At 61.4% G+C, this 24,698-nt stretch carries 26 protein-coding genes; 11 read left to right on the top strand and 15 right to left on the bottom strand.

Translation table 11 applies throughout. From position 1 onward, the window contains the following. Positions 1-8: 8 nt before the first annotated feature. The 3 genes from mlaD to BLU37_RS12130 are packed head-to-tail and all read right to left on the bottom strand — an operon-like array spanning position 9 to position 2,082. A complete protein-coding gene (gene mlaD / locus BLU37_RS12140) occupies positions 9-476 on the bottom strand; it encodes an outer membrane lipid asymmetry maintenance protein MlaD (RefSeq protein ID WP_010445264.1) in 468 nt (155 codons plus the stop codon). Further along, on the bottom strand, positions 476-1,273 hold the full coding sequence (mlaE, locus tag BLU37_RS12135; RefSeq protein ID WP_090205115.1) for a lipid asymmetry maintenance ABC transporter permease subunit MlaE: 798 nt from the start codon (positions 1,271-1,273) through the stop codon (positions 476-478). The genes mlaD and mlaE overlap by 1 nt, the downstream gene beginning before the upstream one ends. Beyond that, a complete protein-coding gene (locus tag BLU37_RS12130; RefSeq protein WP_010445267.1) occupies positions 1,273-2,082 on the bottom strand; it encodes an ATP-binding cassette domain-containing protein in 810 nt (269 codons plus the stop codon). Before BLU37_RS12130 ends, mlaE begins: the two co-directional genes overlap by 1 nt. 291 nt (positions 2,083-2,373) lie before the next feature. Between BLU37_RS12130 and BLU37_RS12125 the strand changes: the two genes are divergently transcribed. From BLU37_RS12125 to BLU37_RS12080, 10 genes are all read left to right on the top strand, one after another. Further along, positions 2,374-3,348 carry a KpsF/GutQ family sugar-phosphate isomerase gene (locus BLU37_RS12125; RefSeq protein WP_090205113.1) on the top strand — a complete coding sequence of 325 codons (975 nt, stop codon included), beginning with the start codon at positions 2,374-2,376 and terminating at the stop codon, positions 3,346-3,348. Beyond that, complete coding sequence (locus BLU37_RS12120; RefSeq protein WP_010445270.1) at positions 3,349-3,873, top strand: KdsC family phosphatase; 525 nt, start codon at positions 3,349-3,351, stop codon at positions 3,871-3,873. A gap of 8 nt (positions 3,874-3,881) precedes the next feature. Further along, positions 3,882-4,454, top strand: coding sequence for an LPS export ABC transporter periplasmic protein LptC (gene lptC / locus BLU37_RS12115; RefSeq protein ID WP_029532607.1), 573 nt, complete (start codon positions 3,882-3,884; stop codon positions 4,452-4,454). Next, positions 4,441-4,986, top strand: coding sequence for a lipopolysaccharide transport periplasmic protein LptA (lptA, locus tag BLU37_RS12110; protein WP_090205110.1), 546 nt, complete (start codon positions 4,441-4,443; stop codon positions 4,984-4,986). The genes lptC and lptA overlap by 14 nt, the downstream gene beginning before the upstream one ends. Next, positions 4,986-5,711, top strand: coding sequence for an LPS export ABC transporter ATP-binding protein (gene lptB, locus BLU37_RS12105; RefSeq protein WP_010445275.1), 726 nt, complete (start codon positions 4,986-4,988; stop codon positions 5,709-5,711). The genes lptA and lptB overlap by 1 nt, the downstream gene beginning before the upstream one ends. 182 nt (positions 5,712-5,893) lie before the next feature. Beyond that, the gene (locus BLU37_RS12100) at positions 5,894-7,390 is read left to right on the top strand and encodes an RNA polymerase factor sigma-54 (protein WP_010445277.1); all 1,497 of its coding nucleotides are present in this window, start codon (positions 5,894-5,896) and stop codon (positions 7,388-7,390) included. A gap of 79 nt (positions 7,391-7,469) precedes the next feature. After that, entirely contained in the window at positions 7,470-7,775 is a 306-nt protein-coding gene (hpf, locus tag BLU37_RS12095; RefSeq protein WP_010445278.1) for a ribosome hibernation-promoting factor, HPF/YfiA family, read from the top strand. Positions 7,776-7,784: 9 nt separating this feature from the next. Then, complete coding sequence (gene ptsN, locus BLU37_RS12090) at positions 7,785-8,249, top strand: PTS IIA-like nitrogen regulatory protein PtsN (protein WP_010445279.1); 465 nt, start codon at positions 7,785-7,787, stop codon at positions 8,247-8,249. 2 nt (positions 8,250-8,251) lie between these two features. Then, positions 8,252-9,109, top strand: coding sequence for an RNase adapter RapZ (gene rapZ, locus BLU37_RS12085; RefSeq protein ID WP_010445280.1), 858 nt, complete (start codon positions 8,252-8,254; stop codon positions 9,107-9,109). A 16-nt stretch (positions 9,110-9,125) separates the two neighbouring features. Continuing rightward, positions 9,126-9,398: an HPr family phosphocarrier protein gene (locus BLU37_RS12080; protein ID WP_090205107.1), complete on the top strand. Its 273-nt coding sequence runs from the start codon at positions 9,126-9,128 to the stop codon at positions 9,396-9,398. Between the two features lie 245 nt (positions 9,399-9,643). Here BLU37_RS12080 and BLU37_RS12075 read toward each other — a convergent pair whose 3' ends face one another. From BLU37_RS12075 to pmbA, 5 genes are all read right to left on the bottom strand, one after another. Continuing rightward, on the bottom strand, positions 9,644-10,255 hold the full coding sequence (locus BLU37_RS12075; RefSeq protein WP_090205104.1) for a superoxide dismutase: 612 nt from the start codon (positions 10,253-10,255) through the stop codon (positions 9,644-9,646). A 1-nt stretch (position 10,256) separates the two neighbouring features. Continuing rightward, complete coding sequence (locus BLU37_RS12070) at positions 10,257-10,697, bottom strand: hypothetical protein (RefSeq protein WP_090205101.1); 441 nt, start codon at positions 10,695-10,697, stop codon at positions 10,257-10,259. A 26-nt stretch (positions 10,698-10,723) separates the two neighbouring features. Then, positions 10,724-12,100, bottom strand: a complete 1,377-nt coding sequence (locus BLU37_RS12065; protein WP_090205098.1) for a class II fumarate hydratase — start codon at positions 12,098-12,100, stop codon at positions 10,724-10,726. Next, a complete protein-coding gene (locus BLU37_RS12060) occupies positions 12,093-12,488 on the bottom strand; it encodes a FagA protein (RefSeq protein ID WP_090205095.1) in 396 nt (131 codons plus the stop codon). The genes BLU37_RS12065 and BLU37_RS12060 overlap by 8 nt, the downstream gene beginning before the upstream one ends. A 131-nt stretch (positions 12,489-12,619) precedes the next feature. Then, positions 12,620-13,966 (bottom strand): metalloprotease PmbA, encoded by a 1,347-nt coding sequence (gene pmbA, locus BLU37_RS12055; protein ID WP_090205093.1) that lies wholly within the window; start codon positions 13,964-13,966, stop codon positions 12,620-12,622. A 122-nt stretch (positions 13,967-14,088) separates the two neighbouring features. Here pmbA and yjgA point away from each other — a divergent pair, with 122 nt between their 5' ends. Beyond that, the gene (gene yjgA / locus BLU37_RS12050) at positions 14,089-14,610 is read left to right on the top strand and encodes a ribosome biogenesis factor YjgA (RefSeq protein ID WP_090205090.1); all 522 of its coding nucleotides are present in this window, start codon (positions 14,089-14,091) and stop codon (positions 14,608-14,610) included. Between the two features lie 48 nt (positions 14,611-14,658). Here the strand turns inward: yjgA and tldD are convergent, their stop codons facing one another. From tldD to mreC, 7 genes are all read right to left on the bottom strand, one after another. Continuing rightward, entirely contained in the window at positions 14,659-16,101 is a 1,443-nt protein-coding gene (gene tldD / locus BLU37_RS12045) for a metalloprotease TldD (protein WP_019363541.1), read from the bottom strand. Positions 16,102-16,121: 20 nt separating this feature from the next. Then, the gene (locus tag BLU37_RS12040; RefSeq protein ID WP_090205088.1) at positions 16,122-16,967 is read right to left on the bottom strand and encodes a carbon-nitrogen hydrolase family protein; all 846 of its coding nucleotides are present in this window, start codon (positions 16,965-16,967) and stop codon (positions 16,122-16,124) included. Positions 16,968-17,012: 45 nt separating this feature from the next. Then, positions 17,013-20,828: a YhdP family protein gene (locus BLU37_RS12035; protein ID WP_090205086.1), complete on the bottom strand. Its 3,816-nt coding sequence runs from the start codon at positions 20,826-20,828 to the stop codon at positions 17,013-17,015. 78 nt (positions 20,829-20,906) lie between these two features. Continuing rightward, positions 20,907-22,364, bottom strand: coding sequence for a ribonuclease G (rng, locus tag BLU37_RS12030; protein WP_090205083.1), 1,458 nt, complete (start codon positions 22,362-22,364; stop codon positions 20,907-20,909). A 56-nt stretch (positions 22,365-22,420) separates the two neighbouring features. Beyond that, complete coding sequence (locus BLU37_RS12025) at positions 22,421-23,017, bottom strand: Maf family protein (protein WP_090205080.1); 597 nt, start codon at positions 23,015-23,017, stop codon at positions 22,421-22,423. 67 nt (positions 23,018-23,084) lie between these two features. Continuing rightward, positions 23,085-23,576: a rod shape-determining protein MreD gene (mreD, locus tag BLU37_RS12020; RefSeq protein WP_010445296.1), complete on the bottom strand. Its 492-nt coding sequence runs from the start codon at positions 23,574-23,576 to the stop codon at positions 23,085-23,087. Then, entirely contained in the window at positions 23,576-24,652 is a 1,077-nt protein-coding gene (gene mreC, locus BLU37_RS12015) for a rod shape-determining protein MreC (protein WP_010445297.1), read from the bottom strand. Before mreC ends, mreD begins: the two co-directional genes overlap by 1 nt. Positions 24,653-24,698: the final 46 nt, after the last annotated feature.

The raw sequence follows: 24,698 nt of genomic DNA, 5'->3' as shown, positions 1-24,698 counted from the left end.
AAAACTCCTCATTTGGCGTCTTTGTTAACGGTGTTGAGCAGGAATTTACCGATCAGGTCTTCCAGCACCAGCGACGACTGGGTGTCATGAATGGTCCCGCCATCCTTGAGCAACGCGTCGTCGCCACCGACGCTGATACCGATGTACTTCTCACCGAGCAGTCCCGCCGTGAGAATCGACGCAGTCGAGTCGGTCGGCAGGTTGTTCACGTTTTTCTCGATTTGCATGGTCACCCGGCCAGTGAAGTGGTCGCGGTCAAGATCGATCGCAGTGACCTTGCCGATGGTCACACCGGCCATGGTCACCTTGGCTCTGACAGTCAAACCGGCGATATTGTCGAAGTAGGCGTAAAGTTTATAGGTTTCGGTATTCGCCGTCGGGGACAGTCCACTGACCCGCAACGCCAGCAACAGCAAAGCCAGGATGCCAGCCAGCAAGAAAAGGCCGACACCGATTTCCAGGGTGCGGTTTTGCATCAGAAATCTCCAAACATCAAGGCGGTCAGAATAAAGTCCAGGCCGAGGACTGCCAGTGAGGCATAAACCACGGTCTTGGTGGTGGCACGACTGATCCCTTCCGAAGTGGGCTCACAGTCATAACCTTGAAAAACGGCAATCCAGGTCACCACGAAGGCGAACGCGATGCTCTTGATAACACCCTTCAGTACATCACCATTGAAGGTCACGCTGTTCTGCATGTTGGCCCAGTACGAGCCGTCGTAGACGCCCAGCCAGTCGACCGCGACCCACGAACCACCCCAGATACCGACCACACTGAAGATCACCGCCAGCAGCGGCAGGGAAATGAAGCCGGCCCACAATCGTGGCGCAACAATATACTTGAGCGGGTCGACACCGATCATCTCCAGGCTGGAAAGCTGCTCGGTGGACTTCATGTTGCCGATTTCCGCAGTCAACGCCGAACCGGCACGCCCGGCGAACAGCAAGGCGGTCACCACCGGGCCCAGCTCACGCAGCAACGTCAGGGCAACCATCTGCCCCACAGCCTGCTCGGAACCATAGCTGGAAAGAATATTGAACCCCTGCAGCGCCAGCACCATGCCGATGAAGATCCCGGAGACGACGATGATCACCAGCGACATCACCCCCACGGCATGCAATTGCTTGACCAGCAGGCCGAAGCCACCGCCGATGCCGCCGCGGCCGAACAGTACGTGAAACAGAAACAGCGTCGAACGCCCGAGCACCGCGAGCACGTCGATGCCCGAACGCCCGAACAGACGAATTCTCTCGATCAATGAATGCTTGCGCATCAGCGCTTCCCCAACAGATCTGCGCGGTAATCCGGCGCCGGGTAATGAAACGGCACCGGACCATCCGGATTGCCGGTCATGAACTGGCGAATGCGCGGATTATCGGCATTCATCAACTCTTCGGGCGTGCCCTGCCCCAGCACCTGCCCATCACCCACCACATAGAGGTAATCGGCGATGCTCGCGGTTTCCGCCAGGTCATGGGAGACGACGATGCTGGTGATACCCAGTGCATCATTGAGCAGGCGGATCAGGCGCACCAGCACACCCATGGCGATCGGGTCCTGACCGACGAACGGTTCGTCATACATGAGAATCTGCGGATCCAGCGCAATCGCCCGTGCCAGGGCCACGCGCCGTTTCATGCCACCGGAAAGTTCGTCGGGCATCAGGTCGACCGCACCGCGCAGGCCAACGGCCTGCAGCTTCAGCAGGACGATGTCGCGAATCATCTCTTCCGGCAGCTCGGTGTGTACCCGCAGCGGAAAGGCAACGTTCTCGAAGACATCCAGGTCGGTGAACAACGCGCCACTCTGGAACAGCACGCCCATGTGCTTGCGTGCGTCGAACAGGGCGCCGCGCGATAGCGCCGGCAGGTTCTGACCATTGACCCAGACTTCGCCACTGCTGGGGCGCAACTGGGCTCCCATCAGCCGCAACAGGGTCGTCTTGCCACACCCGGAGGGCCCCATGATGCCGGTGACCTTGCCGCGCGGAATACGAATATCGACATTGTTGAAAATGCTGCGCGCGCCGCGCTTGAAGGTGACACCCTTCAGCTCGACCGCGTAGGCGTTATCGGCGCTCATCTAAACTCCTTGCGATGCAGCCTCTGACTCGGACACCAGGCCTCTGGTAAAAGAGATGCGCACTTCCTGAGCGGGCCGAACTGGTCGCGAACTATATCACTGCTGATACGAGCCGCCCAAGGCCGAAAGCCGTGCTTGTTCAGGATAGGGACAGTCGGTTTTGACGCACAGATGGGCGAAAACCGACAGCCGACTCCCACGCTCGTGGTGTAAAGAGCAACGATCGAGCGTGAGGGAATTGCTCATTACCGCTATAATCGCGCCTTTTCATCGGGCTATACGATTTCTGACATGAGCCAATCCAGCGACCTGATTCAATCGGCACAACGCACCATCCGCCTCGAAGTAGAAGCCGTAGAAGGCTTGTTGACCCATATCGACGCAGATTTCGTACGCGCTTGCGAGATGATTCTGGCCAGCAAGGGCCGCGTGGTCGTGCTCGGCATGGGCAAGTCCGGGCACATTGGCAACAAGATTGCCGCAACCCTGGCAAGCACCGGCACCCCGGCCTTCTTCGTCCACCCGGCGGAAGCCAGCCATGGCGACATGGGCATGATTACCCGGGACGACGTCATCCTGGCCCTGTCGAACTCCGGTTCGACCTCGGAAATAGTCACCCTGCTGCCGCTGATCAAGCGCCTGGGCATCCAGTTGATCAGCCTGACCGGCAACCCCGAGTCGCCGCTGGCCAAGGCCGCCGAGGTCAACCTCAACGCACGCATCGAGCATGAAGCCTGCCCGCTGAACCTGGCCCCGACGTCGTCGACCACCGCGGCACTGGTGATGGGCGACGCCCTCGCCGTTGCCCTGCTCGAAGCACGCGGTTTCACTGCGGAAGATTTCGCCTTTTCCCACCCAGGCGGTGCCCTGGGGCGGCGCCTGCTGCTGAAAGTGGAGCACGTCATGCACGCCGGCGACGAGTTGCCACAGGTGCTGCGCGGCACACTGTTGAAAAACGCGCTGATGGAAATGACTCGCAAGGGCCTGGGCATGACCGTGGTCGTGGAAGCCGACGGCCGTCTCGCCGGAATCTTCACCGATGGCGATCTGCGCCGCACCCTGGATCGCACCATCGATATCCACAGCGCCCTGATCGAAGACGTCATGACCCCTCACGGCAAGACCGCACGGGCCGAGATGCTCGCCGCCGAGGCCCTGAAGATCATGGAAGACCATAAAATCAGCGCACTGGTGGTGGTCGATGACGAGGATCGCCCCGTCGGCGCCTTGAACATGCACGACCTGCTGCGCGCCGGAGTCATCTGAATGAGCACTGATCTGCTGCAACGCGGTAAGAACATCAAGCTGGCAGTCTTCGACGTCGACGGCGTATTGACCGACGGTCGCCTGTATTTCCTCGAGGATGGCAGCGAATTCAAATCGTTCAGCACACTGGACGGCCAGGGCATCAAGATGCTGATGGCGGCGGGTGTACAAACCGCTATCATCAGCGGCCGAAAGACCGTACTGGTCGAACGCCGAGCCAAAAACCTGGGAATCCCTCACGTATTCCAGGGCCGTGAAGATAAACTGGTGGTGCTCGACGCCCTGCTCGCTCAACTGGGCCTAAGCTATGAGCAGGTGGCCTACCTGGGCGACGACCTGCCCGACCTGCCGGTGATCCGTCGCGTCGGCCTGGGCATGGCCGTGGCCAATGCCGCAAGCTTCGTCCGCGAACACGCCCATGGCGTCACCCAGGCCCGCGGTGGCGAAGGTGCCGCCCGCGAGTTCTGCGAGCTGATCCTGCGCGCCCAAGACAGCCTCGAAGCGGCCCACGCCGCCTACCTGTAGAGCCTTTTATGCTGAGCAAGAAGATTCGCAACATTCTGCTGTTTGGAGTCATTGCCGCCCTGTTCGGGGCCGTTGGCTACTGGAACATCAGCCCGGAACGTTTCCTGGAGCAGACCGCCGCCCCCGTGGACAACACCGCCATCGACTACTATGCGATCAACGCCCACAGCATTCAGTACATGCCCGACGGCAAGATTCAGTACGACATGACCGGCGACAAGGTCGAGCACCTCAAGGTGTCCGATGTCACTCTGGTGACCAAGCCGGACCTGCAGATCTACCGTGGCACCGCCTTCCCCTGGCATGTCCAGAGCGAACGCGCCGAGGTCAACCCGGACGGCACCGAAGTCGAGCTGATCGATTCGGTACGGGTCGCCCGCACCGACGAAAAACAGCGCAATGTGCTTATTACTACAACACGGATGACAGTATTCCCACAGAAGCAATATGCGCAGACCGAGCAAGCCGTTAGAATCGACGGCCCCAACGGCGTGACCACGGGCAAAGGCATGAAAGCCTATCTGGAAGAAAGCAGGATGCACCTGCTATCGAACGTAAGAGGACAGTATGAGTCTCGTTAAAACCCTCCCTATTTTGCTCAGCCTGGGCGCAGCACTGGGAAGCGTGAGCGCCTGGGCTCTGCCGAACGACAGCGAGCAGCCCATCCGCGTTCAAGCTGACGATGCTCAACTGGATGACAAACAAGGCATCGCCACCTACAAGGGCGACGTCATCATCACTCAAGGTTCGATGATCGTTAAGGGCAACACCGTGACGCTCACCCGGACCAAGGACGGCGCCATCGACGTGGTGACCTCCGTGGGCAACCTGGCCTACTTCGAACAGAAGCAGAAAGCCACCGACCCACAGCCGGTCAAGGGTTATGGCAAGACCATCCAGTACCACGCCCAGCAGAACCGCATCGTCCTGATCGACCAGGCCAAGGTGATCAACGAAGGCAACACCACCGAAGGCGAGAAGATCGTCTATGACACGGTGAAACAGGTGGCGACCGCCGGTCGTGCCAACGGCACTCCGATCACCACGCCGCGCCAGCGCATCGACATGGTGATCCAGCCGAAAAAGAAAACCGACGAGCAAAAGGCCCAGTAATGGCAACTTTGAAAGCCCAGCATCTGGCCAAAGCCTACAAGAGTCGCCAGGTGGTGCGTGACGTCAGCCTGTCGATCGAAAGCGGCCAGATCGTCGGTCTGCTCGGCCCCAACGGTGCCGGCAAGACCACCTGCTTCTACATGATCGTCGGGCTGGTCCAGGCCGATCAGGGCCGCGTGCTGATCGACGAGCAGGACGTCAGCCACCAGCCGATGCACGGCCGCGCGCGCGCCGGGATCGGTTATCTGCCACAGGAAGCCTCGATCTTTCGCAAGCTGTCGGTGGCCGACAACATCATGGCAATCCTGGAAACACGCAAGGAACTCGACAAGGCCGCTCGCCGCCAGGAGCTGGAGAGCCTGCTGCAGGAGTTCCATATCAGCCACATCCGCGACAACCTCGGCATGAGCCTGTCCGGTGGTGAGCGGCGCCGCGTGGAAATCGCCCGCGCCCTGGCCACCGCGCCGAAGTTCATCCTGCTCGATGAGCCCTTCGCTGGCGTCGACCCGATTTCCGTGGGCGACATCAAGCAGATCATCCACCACCTCAAGGCCAAGGGCATCGGTGTACTGATCACCGACCACAACGTCCGCGAGACCCTGGATATCTGCGAAACCGCCTATATCGTCAACGATGGGCAGCTGATCGCCGAAGGCGATTCGGCCACTATCCTGGCCAACGAACTGGTCAAGGAAGTCTATCTGGGCCACGAGTTCCGCCTGTAAGCATCTGGATGCCCAATACTCGCCTGAGCGCATGAATGTTCGATAAAAACCACTGTTTTATTGTTACAGCGCTCTAGGCAAACACTCGGATTTCAGGCATATAATTTGCTTATGTTTGGCGCTCCGGCGCCCTGTAGTGGATGGCGCATGCGCGCCGGCGAATAAGGTGTTAAGCCCCTGCCATGAAACCATCGCTCGTCCTTAAAATGGGCCAGCAGCTGACGATGACACCGCAGCTGCAACAGGCCATCCGCCTGCTCCAATTGTCGACTCTGGATCTTCAGCAGGAAATCCAGGAGGCCCTGGAATCCAATCCGATGCTCGAACGCCAGGAAGAAGGCGACGACTTCGATAACAGCGATCCACTGGCCGACAACGCCGAGCAAAAGACTACTGCCGAAGTTCCGGAAACCTCCTATCAGCAGGAAACCGCACCCACCGTCGACAACATCGACGAAGGTGAATGGAACGAACGCATTCCCAACGAACTCCCGGTCGATACCGCCTGGGAAGACGTTTACCAGACCAGCGCCAGCAGCCTGCCCGGCAACGATGACGACGAGTGGGACTTCACCACCCGTACTTCCGTCGGTGAAAGCCTGCAAAGCCACCTGCTGTGGCAACTGAACCTGGCACCGATGTCCGACACCGATCGCCTGATCGCCGTGACGCTGATCGATTGCATCAACAACCAGGGCTACCTGGACGAGACCCTTGAGGAAATCCTCGAAGCGTTCGACCCGGAACTGGACATCGAACTCGACGAAATCGAAGCCGTCCTGCACCGCATCCAGCAATTCGAGCCAGCCGGTATCGGCGCGCGCAACCTCGGTGAATGCCTGTTGCTGCAACTGCGCCAATTGTCAGCCAAGACCCCGTGGCTGAACGAGGCCAAGCGTCTGGTCACCGATTACATCGACCTGCTGGGCAGCCGCGACTACAGCCAGTTGATGCGGCGCATGAAACTCAAGGAAGACGAACTTCGCCAGGTCATCGAACTGGTGCAGAGTCTCAACCCGCGCCCGGGCTCGCAGATCGAGTCGACCGAAGCCGAATACGTGGTGCCCGACGTGATCGTGCGCAAGGACAACGAGCGCTGGCTGGTGGAGCTGAACCAGGAATCGGTGCCACGCTTGCGGGTCAACCCACAATACGCCGGCTTTGTCCGCCGCGCCGACACCAGCGCCGACAACACCTTCATGCGCAACCAGTTGCAGGAGGCGCGCTGGTTCATCAAGAGCCTGCAGAGCCGCAACGAGACGTTGATGAAGGTAGCCACCCAGATCGTCGAGCACCAGCGCGGCTTCCTGGAGTACGGCGACGAAGCGATGAAGCCACTGGTGCTGCACGACATCGCCGAAGCCGTGGGCATGCATGAATCGACCATTTCCCGGGTCACCACCCAGAAATTCATGCATACCCCGCGTGGTATCTACGAACTGAAATACTTTTTCTCGAGCCATGTCAGCACCTCCGAAGGCGGTGAATGCTCGTCCACGGCGATCCGCGCGATCATCAAGAAACTGGTTGCAGCGGAAAATCAGAAAAAGCCGTTGAGCGACAGCAAGATCGCTGGTTTACTGGAGGCACAAGGCATTCAGGTCGCCCGTCGTACCGTCGCCAAGTACCGCGAGTCCCTCGGGATCGCGCCTTCCAGCGAACGGAAGCGGTTGATGTAACCGCCGGGCGTGCCACAGCGTTCCAGTGGCAAGCCACCAGGCTTGCCGCTTTATGCACTGGCAACGAAGGAGAAGCTGTATGCAAGTCAATATCAGTGGACACCAACTGGAAGTGACCGAACCACTGCGGGCCTATATCGGCGAAAAGCTCAACCGATTGGAACGCCATTTCGACAAGATCACCAATGTACAGGTGACAATGGCCGTCGAAAAACTGAAGCAGAAAATCGAAGCCACTTTGCACATCCACGGTGGTGAGGTCGTCGCCAATGCAGAACATGATGATATGTATGCAGCCATCGACCTGCTGACCGACAAGCTGGACCGCCAACTGAAAAAGCATAAGGAAAAGAACCTGCACCTGCTCCAAGGTACGGGTCGTTAACTCCCTCCCATGATTCGACTTGAAAACATCCTGACCCCCGGCCGTTCCCTGGTGAACGTGCCGGGTGGCAGTAAGAAGCGTGCCCTCGAACAAATTGCCAACCTGATCAGCCGTGAAGTGCCAGATCTGGAAATGCAGGATGTCTACGAGAGCCTGATTGCCCGTGAAAAACTCGGCTCCACCGGTTTTGGCAACGGCATCGCCATTCCCCACTGCCGCCTCAAAGGCTGTGAGGCGCCCATCAGTGCCCTGATGCACCTGGACGCCCCCATCGATTTCGACGCCATCGACGGTGCCCCGGTAGACCTGCTGTTCGTATTGCTGGTCCCGCAGGCCGCCACCGATGCCCACCTGGAATTGCTCAGGCAGATAGCCAGCATGCTGGATCGCAAGGAAGTGCGTGACCGCCTGCGTAGCGCACCGAGCAACGAGGCCCTGTATCGGGTTGTCCTGGACGTACAAAACGGTCAGTAAACATGCGCTTGATCATCGTCAGCGGCCGCTCCGGCTCAGGTAAAAGCACCGCCCTCGATGTACTCGAGGACAGCGGCTATTACTGCATCGACAACCTGCCGGCCGGACTCTTGCCGGAACTGGCCGAACGGGCACTGATCAATACCGAGCTGGCACAGCCGCTGGTCGCCGTGTCCATCGACGCACGCAACCTGCCGAGTCACCTGTCACGCTTTCCCGAACTGCTGAACGAAGTCCGCGGCCGGCATATCCAGTGCGACGTCCTGTACCTGGATGCCGACGAGGAAACCCTGCTCAAGCGCTTCTCCGAGACACGCAGGCGCCACCCCCTGAGCAGTGCCAATCGCTCGCTGGCCGAGGCCATACGCGACGAGACCAACCTGCTGGGACCGATTGCCGATCTGGCCGACCTCAAGGTCAACACCACCCATCTGAATCTCTACCAGTTGCGTGACACCATCAAGCTGCGTCTGCTGAACCAGCCGGAACCGGGCACCGCGTTTCTGATAGAATCGTTCGGCTTCAAGCGCGGCATGCCGGTGGACGCCGACCTGGTGTTCGACGTGCGCTGCCTGCCCAATCCGTATTGGAAACCCGAGTTGCGCGAGCAGTCCGGACTCGACCAGCCAGTGGCCGATTACCTTGCCGCGCAACCGGATGTCGAGGAAATGTTCCAGGACATTTCCAGCTACCTGCTCAAATGGTTGCCACGCTTCGCTGCCAGCAACCGTGCGTATGTCACTATTGCCATTGGCTGCACCGGCGGGCATCACCGCTCCGTCTATCTGACCGAGCGTCTGGGTCGGCTCTTGCAACAATCCCTGAAGAACGTCCAGGTCCGCCACCGCGACCTTAGCTGAAAGGATCACCATCGCGATGCCCGCTCTGGAAATCGAAATCATCAACAAACTGGGCCTGCACGCCCGCGCTTCCGCGAAGTTCGTCGGCGTTGCCGGTCAGTACCCTTGCCAGATCCGGGTAGGACGCACCCCCGAGAGCATGGTCGATGGCAAGAGCATCATGGCCATGATGATGCTGGCTGCCGGCAAGGGCACCAAGATTCACATGAAAACCGAAGGCGAGCAGGAAAACGAGGCGATGGAAGCGCTGGTGGCACTGATCAACAACTATTTCGACGAAGGCGAGTAAACACTCGCCCCACACTGCAGGCCAGCCCCACACCAAGCAGTGGGGAGCCAGCTTGCCATCGATCGTTTCACCACCGTCGCCCCTGCTATCAACCGCCTCCCGCCCCGCCGAACAGCCGCGCAACAAGCAATACCACTCCCGCCAGCAACAACAGCAAGCCTACTCCCTGGCGAAATCGTCGCCCTGTGCTCATTGCCACGGTTTCAGTCTCCATCATCGGCTTTGGATCTTGTGGGTCATATGGTTCATGCCAGGGCAGCGAGATAACGCCGTTCGACTTCCGGCCAATTGATCACGTTATAGAAGGCGTTGATGTATTCCGGCCGACGGTTCTGGTACAGCAGGTAATAGGCGTGCTCCCAGACATCCAGGCCGAGGATCGGCGTATTGCCATTCATCAGCGGGCTGTCCTGGTTGCCACTGCTCTCGACCACCAGTTTTTTCTGCGGGGTCACGCTGAGCCAGGCCCAGCCGCTGCCGAAACGCGTCAATGCGGCTTTGGTAAAGGCGTCCTTGAAGGCTTCGAAACCCCCCAGTTGCTCATCGAGAGCCTGCCCCAGCGCCGCCTCAGGCTCACCACCGCCCAGTGGGCTCATCACTGCCCAGAACAACGAATGGTTGGCATGACCACCGCCATGGTTGATCACTGCCGGACGCATTTTTTCCGGCAGTTGCCCGACACCAGCCACCAGCGCCTCGACTGACCAGTCGGCCCATTGCGAACCCCCGACGGCTGCATTGAGGTTGGTGACGTAGGTCTGGTGGTGCGTGGTGTAGTGGATCTCCATGGTTTTGGCATCGATATGCGGCTCCAGGGCGTCGTAACTGTAAGGCAGCGCAGGCAAGGTGTAGGGCATTTCAATGAACTCCATGTTGATGACTCGACGGGACCGTGCCCGAGGAGGCCGTCTGGCTGTGGAGCAGACGGCTGGTGCGGGGGTATTCGCCGTATTCGCTGATGAAGGCCAGCAGTTCGACGTAGGTTTTGCTGCTCTGATGCAACGCCGCTTCACGCAGTGCGGGAGCGAGTCGGGTGTCCTGCATCGCCTGCAACAGGCGCTGGTGAACGGCACACAGGTACTCGACGCTCTCTTCTGGCTGGTTGAGGCGCAGGTGCAGGTCCGCCAGGTTATGGTGGGAAATCACGCAGGCGGCCACCGCCTCCTCGGCATCCGGCCAGCGCTCGAACAGCACCTGCGCCAGGGCCAGCGCCTGCAGGTAGTGTTCGCGGGCATCAACCAGCTCGCCCAGGTTGAAATGGCGGTTGGCCCTTTCGATCGTGCGTCTCCAGTGTTCCATGACGAACCTCCAGACAATCCAGTGGGTTACACGCCGCCAGCCGTGAGCTTTTCCGGATCCAGCAGGGTTTCCAGTTGGCTACGGGGCAGATCGGTATGTTCGAGCGCGACATCAATGATCGGTCGGCCCTGCTGATAAGCCTTCTTGGCTATCTCGGCGGCCTTCTGATAACCGATGATCGGGTTCAGCGCAGTGACCAGGATCGGGTTGCGCGACAGCGCTTCCTTGAGCTTGGCCTCGTTGACCTTGAAGCTGGCGATCGCCTTGTCGGCCAGCAGGCGGCTGACATTGGCCAGCAGTTCGATGCTGCTCAACAGGTTCTGGGCGATGATCGGCAACATCACGTTCAGTTCGAAATTGCCCGACTGGCCGGCCACGGCAATCGTGCCGTCATTGCCGATCACTTGGGCAGCAACCATGGCGGTGGCTTCGGGAATCACCGGATTGACCTTGCCCGGCATGATCGACGAACCGGGCTGCAAGGCCTCCAGTTCGATCTCGCCCAGGCCAGCCAGTGGCCCGGAGTTCATCCAGCGCAGGTCGTTGGCGATTTTCATCAACGACACCGCAGTGGTCTTCAACTGACCGGAAACGGCGACCGCAGTGTCCTGGGAGCCGATCAGCGCGAACAGATTGCTGCCAGGCGTGAACGGCACCCGGGTCAAGGCACTCAGTTGACGACTGAACAGCTCGGCGAATTGTGGGTGCGCGTTGATCCCGGTACCCACCGCAGTGCCGCCCTGCGCCAGGGATTGCAGGCTGGGGAGCAGGTTCTGCAGGTGCACAACGTTAGCCTTGAGCTGAGCCGCCCAGCCATTGAGGACCTGGCTAAGACGCACCGGCATGGCATCCATCAGGTGGGTGCGACCGGTCTTGATGAACGGGTGGACCTGCACCGCCTTGGCCTCGGTGACCTGCACCAGATGCGCCAGGGCTGGCAACAATTGCTCATGCAAGGCCAACGCGGCACTGACATGAATGGTGGTGGGAATGATGTCGTTACTGCTTTGCCCACAGTTGACGTGGTCGTTGGGGTTGACCGGCTCGCCCAACAGACGGCTGGCAAGGGTCGCGATCACCTCGTTGGCGTTCATGTTCGAGCTGGTACCGGAACCGGTCTGGTAGATATCCACCGGGAAATGCGCCATGAAATCGCCTTCAAGCAGCCCCTGGCAGGCATCGAAGATGGCCTTGCCCTGGGCTGCACTCACTTGCTTGAGTTCGACGTTGGCCTGGGCGGCAGCAGCCTTGGCCAGGATCAGCGCACGAATGAACTGCGCCGGCATACGCTGGTGGCTGATGGGAAAGTTATTCACGGCGCGCTGGGTCTGGGCGCCATACAGGGCGTTCGCCGGCACCTGCAGTTCGCCCATGCTGTCGCGTTCGATACGGGTATTACTCATCGGGAAATCCTTGCACCAGTTCAGTCAGGGGAATGGAAGGCAGCAGCGAACAGTTCGCCAATTGCCAGGCAAAGCGTTGCCAGCGCCGCCGCCGACAGTTGCATAACGCCAGGCGCTCCAGGTCACGCAGCGGTCGCCAGGCCTGGTCCAGGCATAACGAACGCCAGTGCCAGGGCAACGCGGTGTCGGTGGCTGTGTCGAGCAACAGGCGCAAGGCGGTTTCGGCGATGGTCCAGGGCGAAGTGGGTGTGCAGCAGGCCAGATAGCGGCCTTCGGCGAGGTAATGATCGATCAGCCGGGGCTCGTCCGGCAGCAGCGCACAGCGGACCTGGCGACTCATCCAGCGCCAGCTGTCCAGATAGGGTTGCTCATGCAAGACAGAACTCATGACCCAGGCTCATTCGATAATGAGATTTATTATTATCCGATATTGATAATCAAAACAATCTTTCTGAACCAGGCACAAAAAAAGGCGTGCCGCTCAACGCGGCACGCCTTTCGTTCGGGTAACGGGGTGAATCAGCTACCGGCGACGGTCATCCGTTCGATCAGCACCGAGCCGGTGCGGATATTGCTGCGCAGTTCGAGATCGCTGCCAACGGCGACGATCTGCTTGAACATGTCGCGCATGTTGCCGGCAATGGTCACTTCCTGGACCGGGAACTGGATCTCGCCATTCTCGACCCAGAAACCTGCCGCACCGCGCGAGTAATCGCCGGTCACCATGTTCAGACCATGGCCCATCAGTTCAGTCACCAGCAGGCCGCGTCCCATCCGGCGGATCAGCGCATCCTGGTCCTCGACCCCGTGGGTGACGAACAGGTTGTGCACGCCGCCGGCGTTGGCGGTACTCGGCAGCCCCAACTTGCGCCCCGAATAGGTCCCCAGAATATAGGACACCAGCGTGCCGTTCTCGACGAACGGCTTGGCATAGGTGGCCAGACCATCGCTATCGAAGGACGAACTGCTCATGGCGCGCATCAGGTGCGGGCGCTCATCGATGGTCAGCCACTCCGGGAACAACCGCTGCCCCAGCGCCCCCTCGAGGAACGAAGACTTGCGGTACAGGTTGCCGCCGGAAATCGCCGACAGGAAGCTACCGAACAGGCCTCCGGCCAGTTCCGCCGAAAACAGCACCGGCACTTCGCAGGTCGGAACCGGGCGCGCGCCCAGGCGGCTGGCCGCCCGCTGCGCGGCCTTGCGACCAATACTGACAGCATCGACCAGCAACTCGCCCTGGCGATTGACGTCGTACCAGTAGTCACGCTGCATCTGCCCCTCACCTTCGGCGATCATCACGCAACTGAGGCTGTGGCGCGTCGACGCGGACCCGGCGATGAAACCATGGCTGTTACCGTAGACCCGGCACCCTTGGGAGGTGCTCAGGGTGGTGCCGTCGGCGTTCTTGATCCGGCTGTCAGCCTCGAAAGCCGCCGCCTCGCAAATCAGTGCCCGCTCGATGGCCTGCTCGGGGGTGATGTTCCATTCATGGAACAGGTCGAAATCCTTGATCTCCTTGGCCATCAGGGCTGCATCGGCCAACCCGGAACACTCATCCTCGGACGTGTGCCGAGCGATAGCCAACGCAGCGGCAACGGTCTCGCGAATGGCTTCGGCGCCGCTGGCCGAAGTGCTGGCCGAGCCCTTGCGTTGCCCGAGATACAAGGTGATGCCAAAACCCTGGTCACGGTTGAACTCGACCGTTTCCACTTCCCGCTGGCGTACCGACGTCGACAGCCCCTGCTCCACGGACACCGCCACCTCACAGGCACTGGCCCCCTGGCGCCTGGCTTCGGCAAGAATCTGCTCGACCTGCTCCTGCAGGACCGGCAGAGCCTGCGGGCCAACGCTTTGTGCTGCGCTCATGGTCTTCTCCACTCAGCTTTCTCCACTCAAATGCAGCTTTCAGTCACGCCCATTGAGCGACCGGGCCGGACAAGCGGCCCCCGACTGGTTATCATGGCGGCGTTTCTTTGCGGACTGCCACCATGGTTGATTCTTACGACGACTCCCTCGATGGGGAGAAAAGCAAATCCCAGGTCAAACGCGAGCTGCATGCTCTGGTTGATCTCGGCGAGCGACTTACCACACTCAAGCCTGACCTGCTGGCAAAACTGCCACTGACCGACGGCTTGCGCCGTGCCTTGGCCGATGCGCCGAAGCACACCGCGAACATCGCGCGTAAACGGCACATCCTGTTCATCGGCAAGCTGATGCGCGACCAGGACATCGACGCCATCCAGGTGGTCCTCGACCAGGTCGACGCGTCCACCAAGCAGTACAACGAACGCTTCCACAACCTCGAGCGCTGGCGTGATCGCCTGATCACCGGCAACGACGATGTGCTGGAAAAGTTCGTCGGCGAATATCCCGAAGCGGACCGCCAGCAACTGCGCTCTCTGATCCGTCAGGCCCAGCACGAGCTGGCACACAACAAGCCACCGGCTTCCAGCCGTAAAGTCTTCAAGTACATCCGGGATCTGGACGATACCCACCGCGGTCTGCGTTGAGTGTCGCCAGGGGTGGGCCGGCATTCGGCTCACCCGTGCCCCCTTCCCTTACGCGCCCGTGCCACCCACGGTGATCGCGTCGATCTTCAGGGTCGGTTGGCCGACACCCACCGGCACCGACTGCCCATCCTTGCCACACGTCCCCACACCACTGTCCAACGCCAGATCGTTACCAACCATCGAAACCCGGCTCATGGCTTCCGGGCCGTTGCCGATCAGCGTCGCGCCCTTGACCGGCGCGGTAATCTTGCCGTCTTCTATCAGGTAGGCCTCGCTGGTGGAGAACACGAATTTGCCACTGGTGATATCGACCTGACCGCCCCCCAGGTTGGCGCAGTAGATGCCTTTCTTCACCGACGCGATGATTTCCGCCGGATCGCTCTCGCCACCGAGCATGTAGGTGTTGGTCATGCGTGGCATCGGCAGGTGCGCGTAGGATTCACGGCGGCCGTTACCGGTCCGGGCCACGCCCATCAGACGGGCATTGAGTTTGTCCTGCATGTAGCCCTTGAGCACACCGTTCTCGATCAGCGTGGTGCACTCGGTCGGGGTGCCTTCGTCATCGACACTCAGCGAACCGCGACGACCAGCCAGGGTGCCATCGTCGACGATGGTGCACAGGCTCGAAGCAACCCGTTCACCCATCCGGCCGCTGTAGGCCGAACTGCCCTTGCGGTTGAAATCGCCCTCCAGGCCGTGCCCGACCGCTTCATGCAGCAGCACCCCGGACCAACCGGAACCGAGCACCACCGGCAGCGTACCAGCCGGGGCGGGAACCGCTTCGAGGTTGACCAGCGCCTGGCGCAAGGCCTCGCGGGCATAACCCATGGCGCGGTCCTCGCTGAGGAAATAGCGATAGTCGGTACGTCCGCCACCACCATGCCCACCGCGTTCGCGGCGACCGTTCTGCTCGACGATCACGCTGACGTTGAATCGCACCAGCGGGCGCACATCCGCCGCCAGGCCACCGTCGGTGGAAGCCACCAGGATGCGTTCCCAGACACCTGCCATGCTCACCGAAACCTGCTGGATACGCGGATCCAGGGCACGAGTGGCAACGTCGATACGCTTGAGCAACTCGACCTTTTCCGCGCGGCTCATGACATCCAGCGGGTTGTCCGGCGCATAGAGTTGCGCCACATCCCGGGAAGTGAACGCCTGCACCCGACCGTTCTGCCCGGCACGGGAAATCGAGCGGGCCGCGCGTGCGGCTGCGCCCAGCGCTTCGAGAGTGATCGCGTTGCTGTAGGCGAAACCGGTTTTTTCACCGGACTGCGCCCGCACGCCGACACCCTGGTCAAGGTTGAAGCTGCCTTCCTTGACGATGCCGTCTTCAAGCGCCCAGGACTCGGAAATCTGTCCCTGGAAATACAGGTCGGCGGCGTCGATGCCAGGCCCGGCCAGGTCACCCAGGACCGATTGAAGGTTTTCGATGGTCACGCCACCCGGCGCCAACAGGTGTTCGCTGACTGAGGACAACAACTCGCTCATAGGTTTTGCGCCTTATTTCGTCATTGCGATGCAGGTCGCTGCGCGCCCTGCGAGAAAAAGCGCCGGTGATTGGCCACCGGCATTCGCGCCCGGATAGACGCCTGTTCATTGCTGTCGCGCTCGGCCAGCAGCACCGCTTCGCCTTGATCGCGTTCGGCGACGATACGTCCCCACGGATCGACAATCGCCGCATGCCCGAAGGTCTCGCGTGGTCCGGGGTGCACGCCACCCTGGGCCGCCGCCAGCAGGTAACACTGGGTCTCGATGGCCCGGGCACGAATCAGCACTTCCCAATGCGCAGCGCCGGTCACCGAGGTGAAAGCCGAGGGCGCGGTGATCAGTTCGGCACCGGCCCGCCGCAGTTCGCTGTACAACTCGGGAAAGCGCAGGTCGTAGCATACGCTCAGGCCCAGGCGCCCCACCGGCGTATCGGCGACCACCACCCGGCTACCATGAGCATAGTCGTCGGATTCACGATAACGACCCCGATTGTCCGCCACGTCCACATCGAACAGGTGCAGCTTGTCGTAACGGGCGACCGTCTCGCCCTGGTCATCGACCAGCAACGAGCAAGCGTTGGCCTTGGCATCCGGCTGATCGCTCGGTGGCAAAGGCAGGGTACCCGCCACGATCCATAACCTGAGGTCGCGGGCGACCTGTTTCAACCATGGCAGAATCGGCCCTTCGCCCAGCGCTTCGGCCCGACCGATCGCCGCAACATCACGGCGGCCCATGGCCGCGAAGTTTTCCGGCAACACCGCCAACCGTGCGCCCCCTTCGGCGGCCTGCTCAAGCAGGCGGCGAGCCTGGGTCAGGTTGGCCAGAACCTCGTCCTGGCTGACCATCTGGATGACGGATAAAGTCATGGCACACTCCTTGGAAGACCAGCCACCATGCTACTCCATGGGGCGCTACTTGGATTTTTCAAAAGGCTTTTCGAAGGTGATTTTCGGTTCTTTCCACGGCCCGGTGACGCTGTACCTCACACTGGCAAACCGTGCGACGCGGTCACCGATCAGCTTGTCGATGAGGAACAGGGCACCACCGATGGCCGGCGCTCCGACGATCAGCGCAGCGATCGGCAGGTTGTTGGTCACCGGCAGGGTCACCAGCAACTTGGCATCGACACGGTCAGCGACCATGTCCAAGGTGCCATTGAGTTCAAGGTTGCTCGATGGCCCGGTCAGCACGATCGGCTCGCGGGTCACGTACACACCGTCACTGGCCACCAGCAACCCCTTGACCCGGTCATAGCTCAGGCCTTTCCCGAGCAAGTCGGAAAAGTCCAGGCGCAGGCGGCGACCAATGGAGTTGAAGTTCAGCAGACCGAATACCCGCAGCGCCTGGGCGCCGCCCTCGACCTCGACGAACTGTCCCTTGCGCAGGGTGGCATCCAGGTTGCCGGAGAACCGTTTGAGCCCGACCCAGGCCGGCGAGCCGGGCCAGCGACCGTCGACATCGAGGTGGAAATCATCACTGGTCACGGTCGGCGCGAAACTCCAGGCCTTGAGCACGTCAGCCAGGTTCTTGCCTTCCAGGCGTCCGTTGAGCCAACTGCCACTGCTGCCGGGCGCCCCCTCCCAGCCGCCATTACCCTGCAACTGCATGCCCTTGAGGCCCAGGTTGAGATCATTGAGCTGAATACCTTTGGGCGTCGGGCGGACTTTCAGCGACCAGGCACCCACCAGGTCCTGGCCCTGGAACAATTGATCGACGCTGATATCCAGCGCCGGAATCTGCCGCGGGTCCACCGAGGCCAAGGGGTCCGGGGCATTCTCGTCGGCGACCACGCTCGGGTCCGGGGCCGGCAGCCGGACATAAGCCAGCTTGACGCCGATGGGAGCGCCCTTGGTATCCGGCAGGGTCACGCTGCCCTTGGCCTGCTGGCTGTCGATCAACAATCCCCAGGCCGTCGCACTACGGGCCATCTGCAGGCTCACCTGATCGAACCGGGTACCGAAACCGCTGAGCGTGCCCACCCGGAAGTCCGCACTGCTGAGCAATTGCCTGGCATTGCCGCCCGGGTCCTGGCCGGCATAACGGTCGACCACCGCCTTCCACGGCTCCAGATCCAGCTCGGAGAGCACGCCACGCACGCGCAGCCCCTTGATCGTCGGCAACTGTGCATCGCCATCGCCGAGGAACAGTTCGCCGCGACCGTCTGCCAGCTTGCCGCTCGGCGCGGCGAAGGTGAAGTTCGCCAACTCGCCATAACCGAACCAGTAACGTCGCTCGGCGCCCTGCAGGGTCATGCGGAACACGCTGTCACGCCCCTGGCTCGCCGGCATGCCGAAGGGGGCAGGCAGGTCGACTGCAACACCCTTGAGGTTGGAGTTGATCATCAGTTGGCTGTCGGCGCCATTGAGGTTCAACTGCAACTGATAAGGCAGGTCGCCGGAAACCGGCAGCGGCTGGCTGACACCCAGCCAATCGGAAAGCTTCTTGATTGCCACCTGCCCCTTGGCAGTCACCCGGGTGCTGAGGTTGCCAGGCTTGCCGTCGGCGCTGATCTGCGCGGTGATCGGTCGGTCGAACACCTGGGCGCTGATCCCGTCGCCACTGAGGCCCTTGTCGCTGTCAAAGCGGAAATTGCCCTTGAGCTGAGTCAGGTCCAGGCTCGGGTCGGCCAGTTTCAGGTGCGCCTGATCAGTGGCGAAATCCACCAACACCTTGGGCTCGTCACCCTTTTCCAGCGGAACATCCAGTTTTACCTTGCCCTGCAGGTTGCCGTCGCCCTGCCAGCCGGCAAAGGTCGGACCGGTGCCGATCGGTGCCTCCTGGAGAATCTTCAGGCCATCGCCGAGGCTACCGGCAAAATTGCCGTCGAGGTGCAGGTGCGGCGCCTTGCCTGCGGTCGAGTGCGGGATGTTGACCATCACGTCGCTGACGGCGGTGTCGAGCAACTGTCCTTTGCTGGCGTTGATCCGCACCCCGCTGTCCTCGATGAAGACATCACCGTTGACCTTGCTGACATGCGGCCAGCCCGGCTGGAAGGCCAGCTCGGCGTCGTGCACCTTGAAGAACAGGCTGATGTTGCGCGCAGCGGCCAGGGCATCGTGATTCAACGAGCCCTGGTACTGGAAGAAACCCTGGTCGACGGCGCCGTGGAGGATCGCGGTACGCAGCCATTCGTCGAGGGACGGGCTCAGGACCGCCGGCAGGTACTTGGGCGTGAAGCGACCGTCACCGTCAACCAGGCCGACACGCAGGTCCATGTAGTCTTCCTGCTCCTGGGCAAAATGCAGGCGGATCAGGAAGTCGGCGGCGATCTTGCCCTCCTCGCCCAACACCTTGATGTACGGCGCGATCAGGGTGAAACCCTGCTGGTCGAGCTTCCAGGTCAGCCGGGCATTGGCCTGCAGGTACTGCCAGGGCTTGTTGAAGATCGGGTACAGGAACAGCGAGAAGTCCTTGCTGTCCATGCGCAGCTCACCCTGGCCCAGGTCGCCGCTGATGCTTCCGGTGACGTTTCGCGCCGCAGGCGCGCCATGGTAGGCATCGAAGCCGACACGCTCCAGGTTGGCCTCGAAGCTCAGGCGGCGGTCGCCGGTTTCCTGTGGACGGTAATCGAGCAGTACATTGCGCAAGGCACCGGTGACCTTCAGATGGTCGATCACGGTCGCCAGCCCCTCCGGCAACGGCGCCAGGCTGTCGAGCAGTGGCGTGATCGGCGTCAGGTCCAGGCGATCGGCCTGCACGTGCCACACCTCAGCACTTTTGTCAGTCGCGGCACTCTGCTGCAACTGCAGATGAGACTCCCAGCGAGTCTGCCCCAGGTTCATCGCCAACGAATCGAGCAACAGGCTGAAGCCCTGTTCATTGCGCTGCAGATAGGCGTTGAGCGCCAGGTTCTCGATCTTCGCCGGCTTGCGATCGGCGTAACCGCCGCGAAATTGCGGGGCATTGAGTCGCGCTACAGCGCTTTGCACCGTGCCGTCGGCCCACTTCAACCAGAATTCGCCGCCGGCCTTGAACTCGGCAATCTTCCATTGGCCGATCAGGCTCGCCGGCAACCAGCGTGACCAGTCACTCTGCGGCAGGCTCAGATAGGCATCGGCCGAAGCATTGCGCCAGTCACTGGGCCGAAGGCGGGTCGTCAGGTTCAGCGCCAACGGCTGGCCGTCGGGCAGGGTCAGACGCAGGTCGAGGCGCTGGCGACTCGGGCCGGTGCGCAGGTTCAGACCGACATAGGTCAGGGTCAACGGCGACTCGCCATACGGTTCGAGGGTCAACTGGCTGTCGAGCACCGACAGTTGCGCGACCATCTGCAGGCGCGTGAGCAACTGCTCGGGGTCCAGCGGCTGATCGTCCTGGCGCGGCAGTCCTTCGAGGGCCCATTGCCCATCCTCACCCTGCCTGAGATCGAGCTTCAACCCACCGACCTCAAGACGAGCGATCCGCAGTTCACGGGCCAGCAGGCTGGCGCGGATATCCGGGATCACCTCTACATGGTCCAGACGCAGGGCCGATGGGCCAGCACCGACCATCACATCATGGGCCGACAACACCGGTGCCAAGCCGCTCCAGCGCCCCTCAAGGCTACCGATGGACAATGGCATGCCCAGGGCGGCCTGTGCCTTGGCTTCGACATCGGCGCGATATTCGGCTATCAGCGGGACGAATTGCCGCCCCAGGCTGACGTACAAGGCCAGCAGCACCAGCAGCAACCCACAGCTACCCAAGCCCCAACGGGTCAACGCGGCAACAAAGCGCGACAAACGCTCCATGTCAGTGGCCCCTCAGGCAAAAGTCGATGAAAAGGCCAGCGTCAGCCAGTGCGGACAATCTGTGTTCAGAACAGGAAATCAGAGCAGCACCACGTCGTATTGTTCCTGGGAATACATGGTTTCGACCTGGAAACGGATGGTACGCCCGATGAAGGCTTCCAGCTCCGCGACATTACCCGACTCTTCGTCCAGCAGGCGGTCAACGACTTTCTGGTTGGCCAATACTCTATAACCTTCGGCCTGGTAGGCACGGGCCTCACGGAGGATTTCGCGGAAAATCTCGTAACAAACCGTCTCTGGCGTTTTCAGCTTGCCGCGCCCGTGGCAACTGCTGCAGGGCTCGCAAAGCACCTGTTCCAGGCTTTCACGGGTGCGCTTGCGCGTCATCTGCACCAACCCCAGTTCGGTGATGCCGATGATGTTGGTCTTGGCGTGATCACGCTCCAACTGCTTCTCCAGGGTCCGCAGCACCTGGCGCTGATGCTCTTCGTCTTCCATGTCGATGAAGTCGATGATGATGATCCCGCCCAGGTTACGCAGGCGCAACTGACGGGCAATCGCGGTGGCCGCCTCGAGATTGGTCTTGAAGATGGTTTCTTCGAGGTTGCGATGCCCGACGAATGCCCCGGTGTTGACGTCGATGGTGCTCATGGCTTCCGCCGGGTCGACCACCAGATAACCACCGGACTTGAGCGGCACCTTGCGTTCCAGCGCCTTCTGGATTTCATCCTCGACACCGTACAGGTCGAAGATCGGCCGTTCGCCGGGATAGTGTTCCAGGCGATCGGCGATTTCCGGCATCAGTTCGGCGACGAACTGCGTGGTTCTCTGAAAGGTTTCCCGCGAGTCGATACGGATCTTCTCGATCTTCGGGCTGACCAGGTCACGCAGGGTCCGCAATGCCAGGCCGAGATCCTCGTAGATCACATTGGGCGCGCCGATGGTCTTGATCTGCGCGCCGATCTGATCCCACAGCCGCCGCAGATAACGGATGTCCATCATGATTTCTTCAGCGCCGGCACCCTCGGCGGCAGTGCGCAGGATAAATCCGCCCGCTTCCTTGATGCCTTCCTGGGCGACGCAATCGCTGACCACCTTCTTCAGGCGTTCACGCTCGGCTTCGTCCTCGATCTTCAGCGAAATGCCGACATGCGCGGTGCGTGGCATGTACACCAGGTAGCGTGAGGGAATCGACAGTTGCGTGGTCAGCCGGGCACCCTTGGTACCGATGGGATCCTTGGTGACCTGCACCACCAGGCTCTGCCCTTCGTGAACCAGGGCACTGATGCTTTCCACAGCCGGGCCTTCGCGCATGGAGATTTCCGAGGCATGGATGAAGGCCGCCCGGTCCAGACCGATATCGACGAACGCCGCCTGCATGCCCGGCAGCACGCGCACCACCTTGCCTTTGTAGATATTGCCGACGATACCGCGCTTCTGCGTGCGCTCGACATGAACCTCTTGCAACACACCGTTCTCTACCACCGCCACGCGCGACTCCATCGGCGTGATGTTGATCAGGATCTCTTCACTCATGGCTGCGTCTCGTTCAGGTGTGCTCACAATTATTGCCGTTCACTGAGGTGCGGCAATCAGCGCACAATAAGGTTTTGCCAACAGGGTATGTCGAAACGGCCAAGCAGTTCTGCGGTTTCGCAGACAGGTAAACCGACAACAGCCGAATAGCTACCGTTCAGGCTTTCCACGAAAACGGCCGCCAAGCCTTGAATGGCATAGCTCCCAGCCTTGTCCCGCGGCTCGCCGCTGGCCCAGTAGGTGTATGCCTCTTCTGTTTTGATAGTACGAAATTTCACGAGACTACGAACCACCCGCGACTCGCATCGTGTCCCGTCCAGCAGTGCAATGGCTGTCAGCACCTCATGTTCGCGTCCGGACAGCGCCAGCAGGGTGGCAACTGCATCGGCCTCGTCCAGCGGTTTGCCGAGGATTCGCCCGTCGAGCACCACCGCAGTATCGGCACCGAGCACGCAGCCTGCGGTAGCTTGGCCCAATACGGCACGTCCGGCCGCAGCCTTGCCACGCGCCAGGCGCTCGACATAGGCCAGCGGGAATTCGTCGCTCAGGGGAGTTTCATCGATGTCCGCGCTGATCGCGGTGAAGGGCACGCCGATCTGAGTCAGCAGTTCACGTCGCCGCGGCGAGCCGGAGGCCAGGTAGAGCGGGGTCATCAAGACATCTCCTTGTCGGGACTCTTCGTACAGATCATCCGGCACCGGGAAATGGCCGACGATTCAGTCAGTTGATCTTGTAGCGTCGGCGCAGTCCGCGCAGCCCGAAGCTGACCCATGGCCAGAGCAGCGCACTGACCAGCGCCGGCAGGACCAGCGCCAGGGTTGGCTGACGATTGCCAGTCAAGGCACTCAGCCACAACTGGACCAACTGCGCCAGACCGAAGATCACCAGAATCACCAGGCTCTGCTGCCACATCGGAAACATCCGCAGACGCTGTTGCAGCGACAGCACCAGGAACGTGATCAGCGTCAGGATCAACGCACTTTGCCCCAGCAGGGTGCCGTAGAGCACATCCTCGGCCAGCCCGAGCAGGAACGCAGTGACCATACCGATCTTGTGCGGCAGATACAGCGACCAGAAGGCCAGCAGCAGCGCCAGCCAGAGCGGGCGCAGGATTTCCATGAACTGCGGCAACGGCGAAACGCTGAGCAACAGACCGATCGAAAAGGTCAGCCAGACGATCCAGCCATTACGCGAAAGAGTAGCGCCGGCCATCATTCCTCCTGCCGTTGAGTGGCCGCCGGCGGCTTGCTGGCTGGCTTGGCGGCGGGTTTGACGGTGCTTGGCTTGACCGCCGGCGTGCTGTTGGCCGCACCATGGGCCGGGGCCACGGCACCATGCGCCGCCGGCTTGACTGCCGGAGTCGTGGTGGCGGGGCTGGCCGGGGTTGTCTGGGTTGCCGCGGGCTTGGGCACGGTCGCCGGGACCGGTGCAGCGCCATCACCCTGCTTGTCGGCCTCCTGGGCCTGCGCCGCTTCATTGGCCCGCTCTTCCGGCGTGCGGCTGTCGCTGAACACCAGCAGCAGATAACGGCTGCGGTTCAAGGCGGCAGTCGGCACCGCACGCACGATCGCGAACGGCTGACCGGAGTCGTGGATCACTTCCTTGACCGTCGCTACCGGATAGCCAGCCGGGAAGCGCTGGCCCAGACCGGAACTGACCAGCAGATCGCCTTCCTTGATATCTGCGGTGTCAGCCACATGCCGCAACTCCAGGCGCTCGGGATTGCCGGTGCCGCTGGCAATCGCCCGCAGGCCGTTGCGGTTGACCTGCACCGGAATGCTGTGGGTGGTATCGGTCAGCAGCAGCACACGGGAGGTGTACGGCATCAACTCGACCACCTGGCCCATCAGGCCACGGGCATCGAGCACCGGCTGGCCGAGCACCACGCCATCGCGCTCACCCTTGTTGATGATGATGCGATGGGTGAAGGGATTGGGGTCCATGCCGATCAGTTCGGCGACTTCGACCTTTTCGTTGACCAGCGCGGAGGAGTTCAACAACTCGCGCAGGCGCACGTTCTGCTCGGTCAGGGCAGCCAGCTTTTGCAGGCGCCCCTGCAGCAGCAGGTTCTCGGTCTGGAGTTTCTCGTTTTCGGCGACCAGCTCGGTACGGCTACCGAACTGGCTGGCCACGCCTTGCCACAGCCGCTGCGGCAGGTCGGTGATCCAGTACGATTGCATCAGCACCAGCGAGGCCTGGCTACGAATCGGCTTGAGCACCGTGAAGCGGGCATCGACCACCATCAGTGCAACCGATAGCACGACCAGCACCAGCAGGCGCACGCCCAATGAGGGGCCTTTGGCGAAAAGCGGTTTAATGAGCCGCTCCTCCCAG

It is taken from the genome of Pseudomonas asplenii (assembly GCF_900105475.1).
GTDB classification, from domain to species: Bacteria; Pseudomonadota; Gammaproteobacteria; order Pseudomonadales; family Pseudomonadaceae; genus Aquipseudomonas; species Aquipseudomonas asplenii.
Note: the sequence above shows the minus strand (reverse complement) of the source record. Positions and strands in the feature narration are given on the sequence as shown.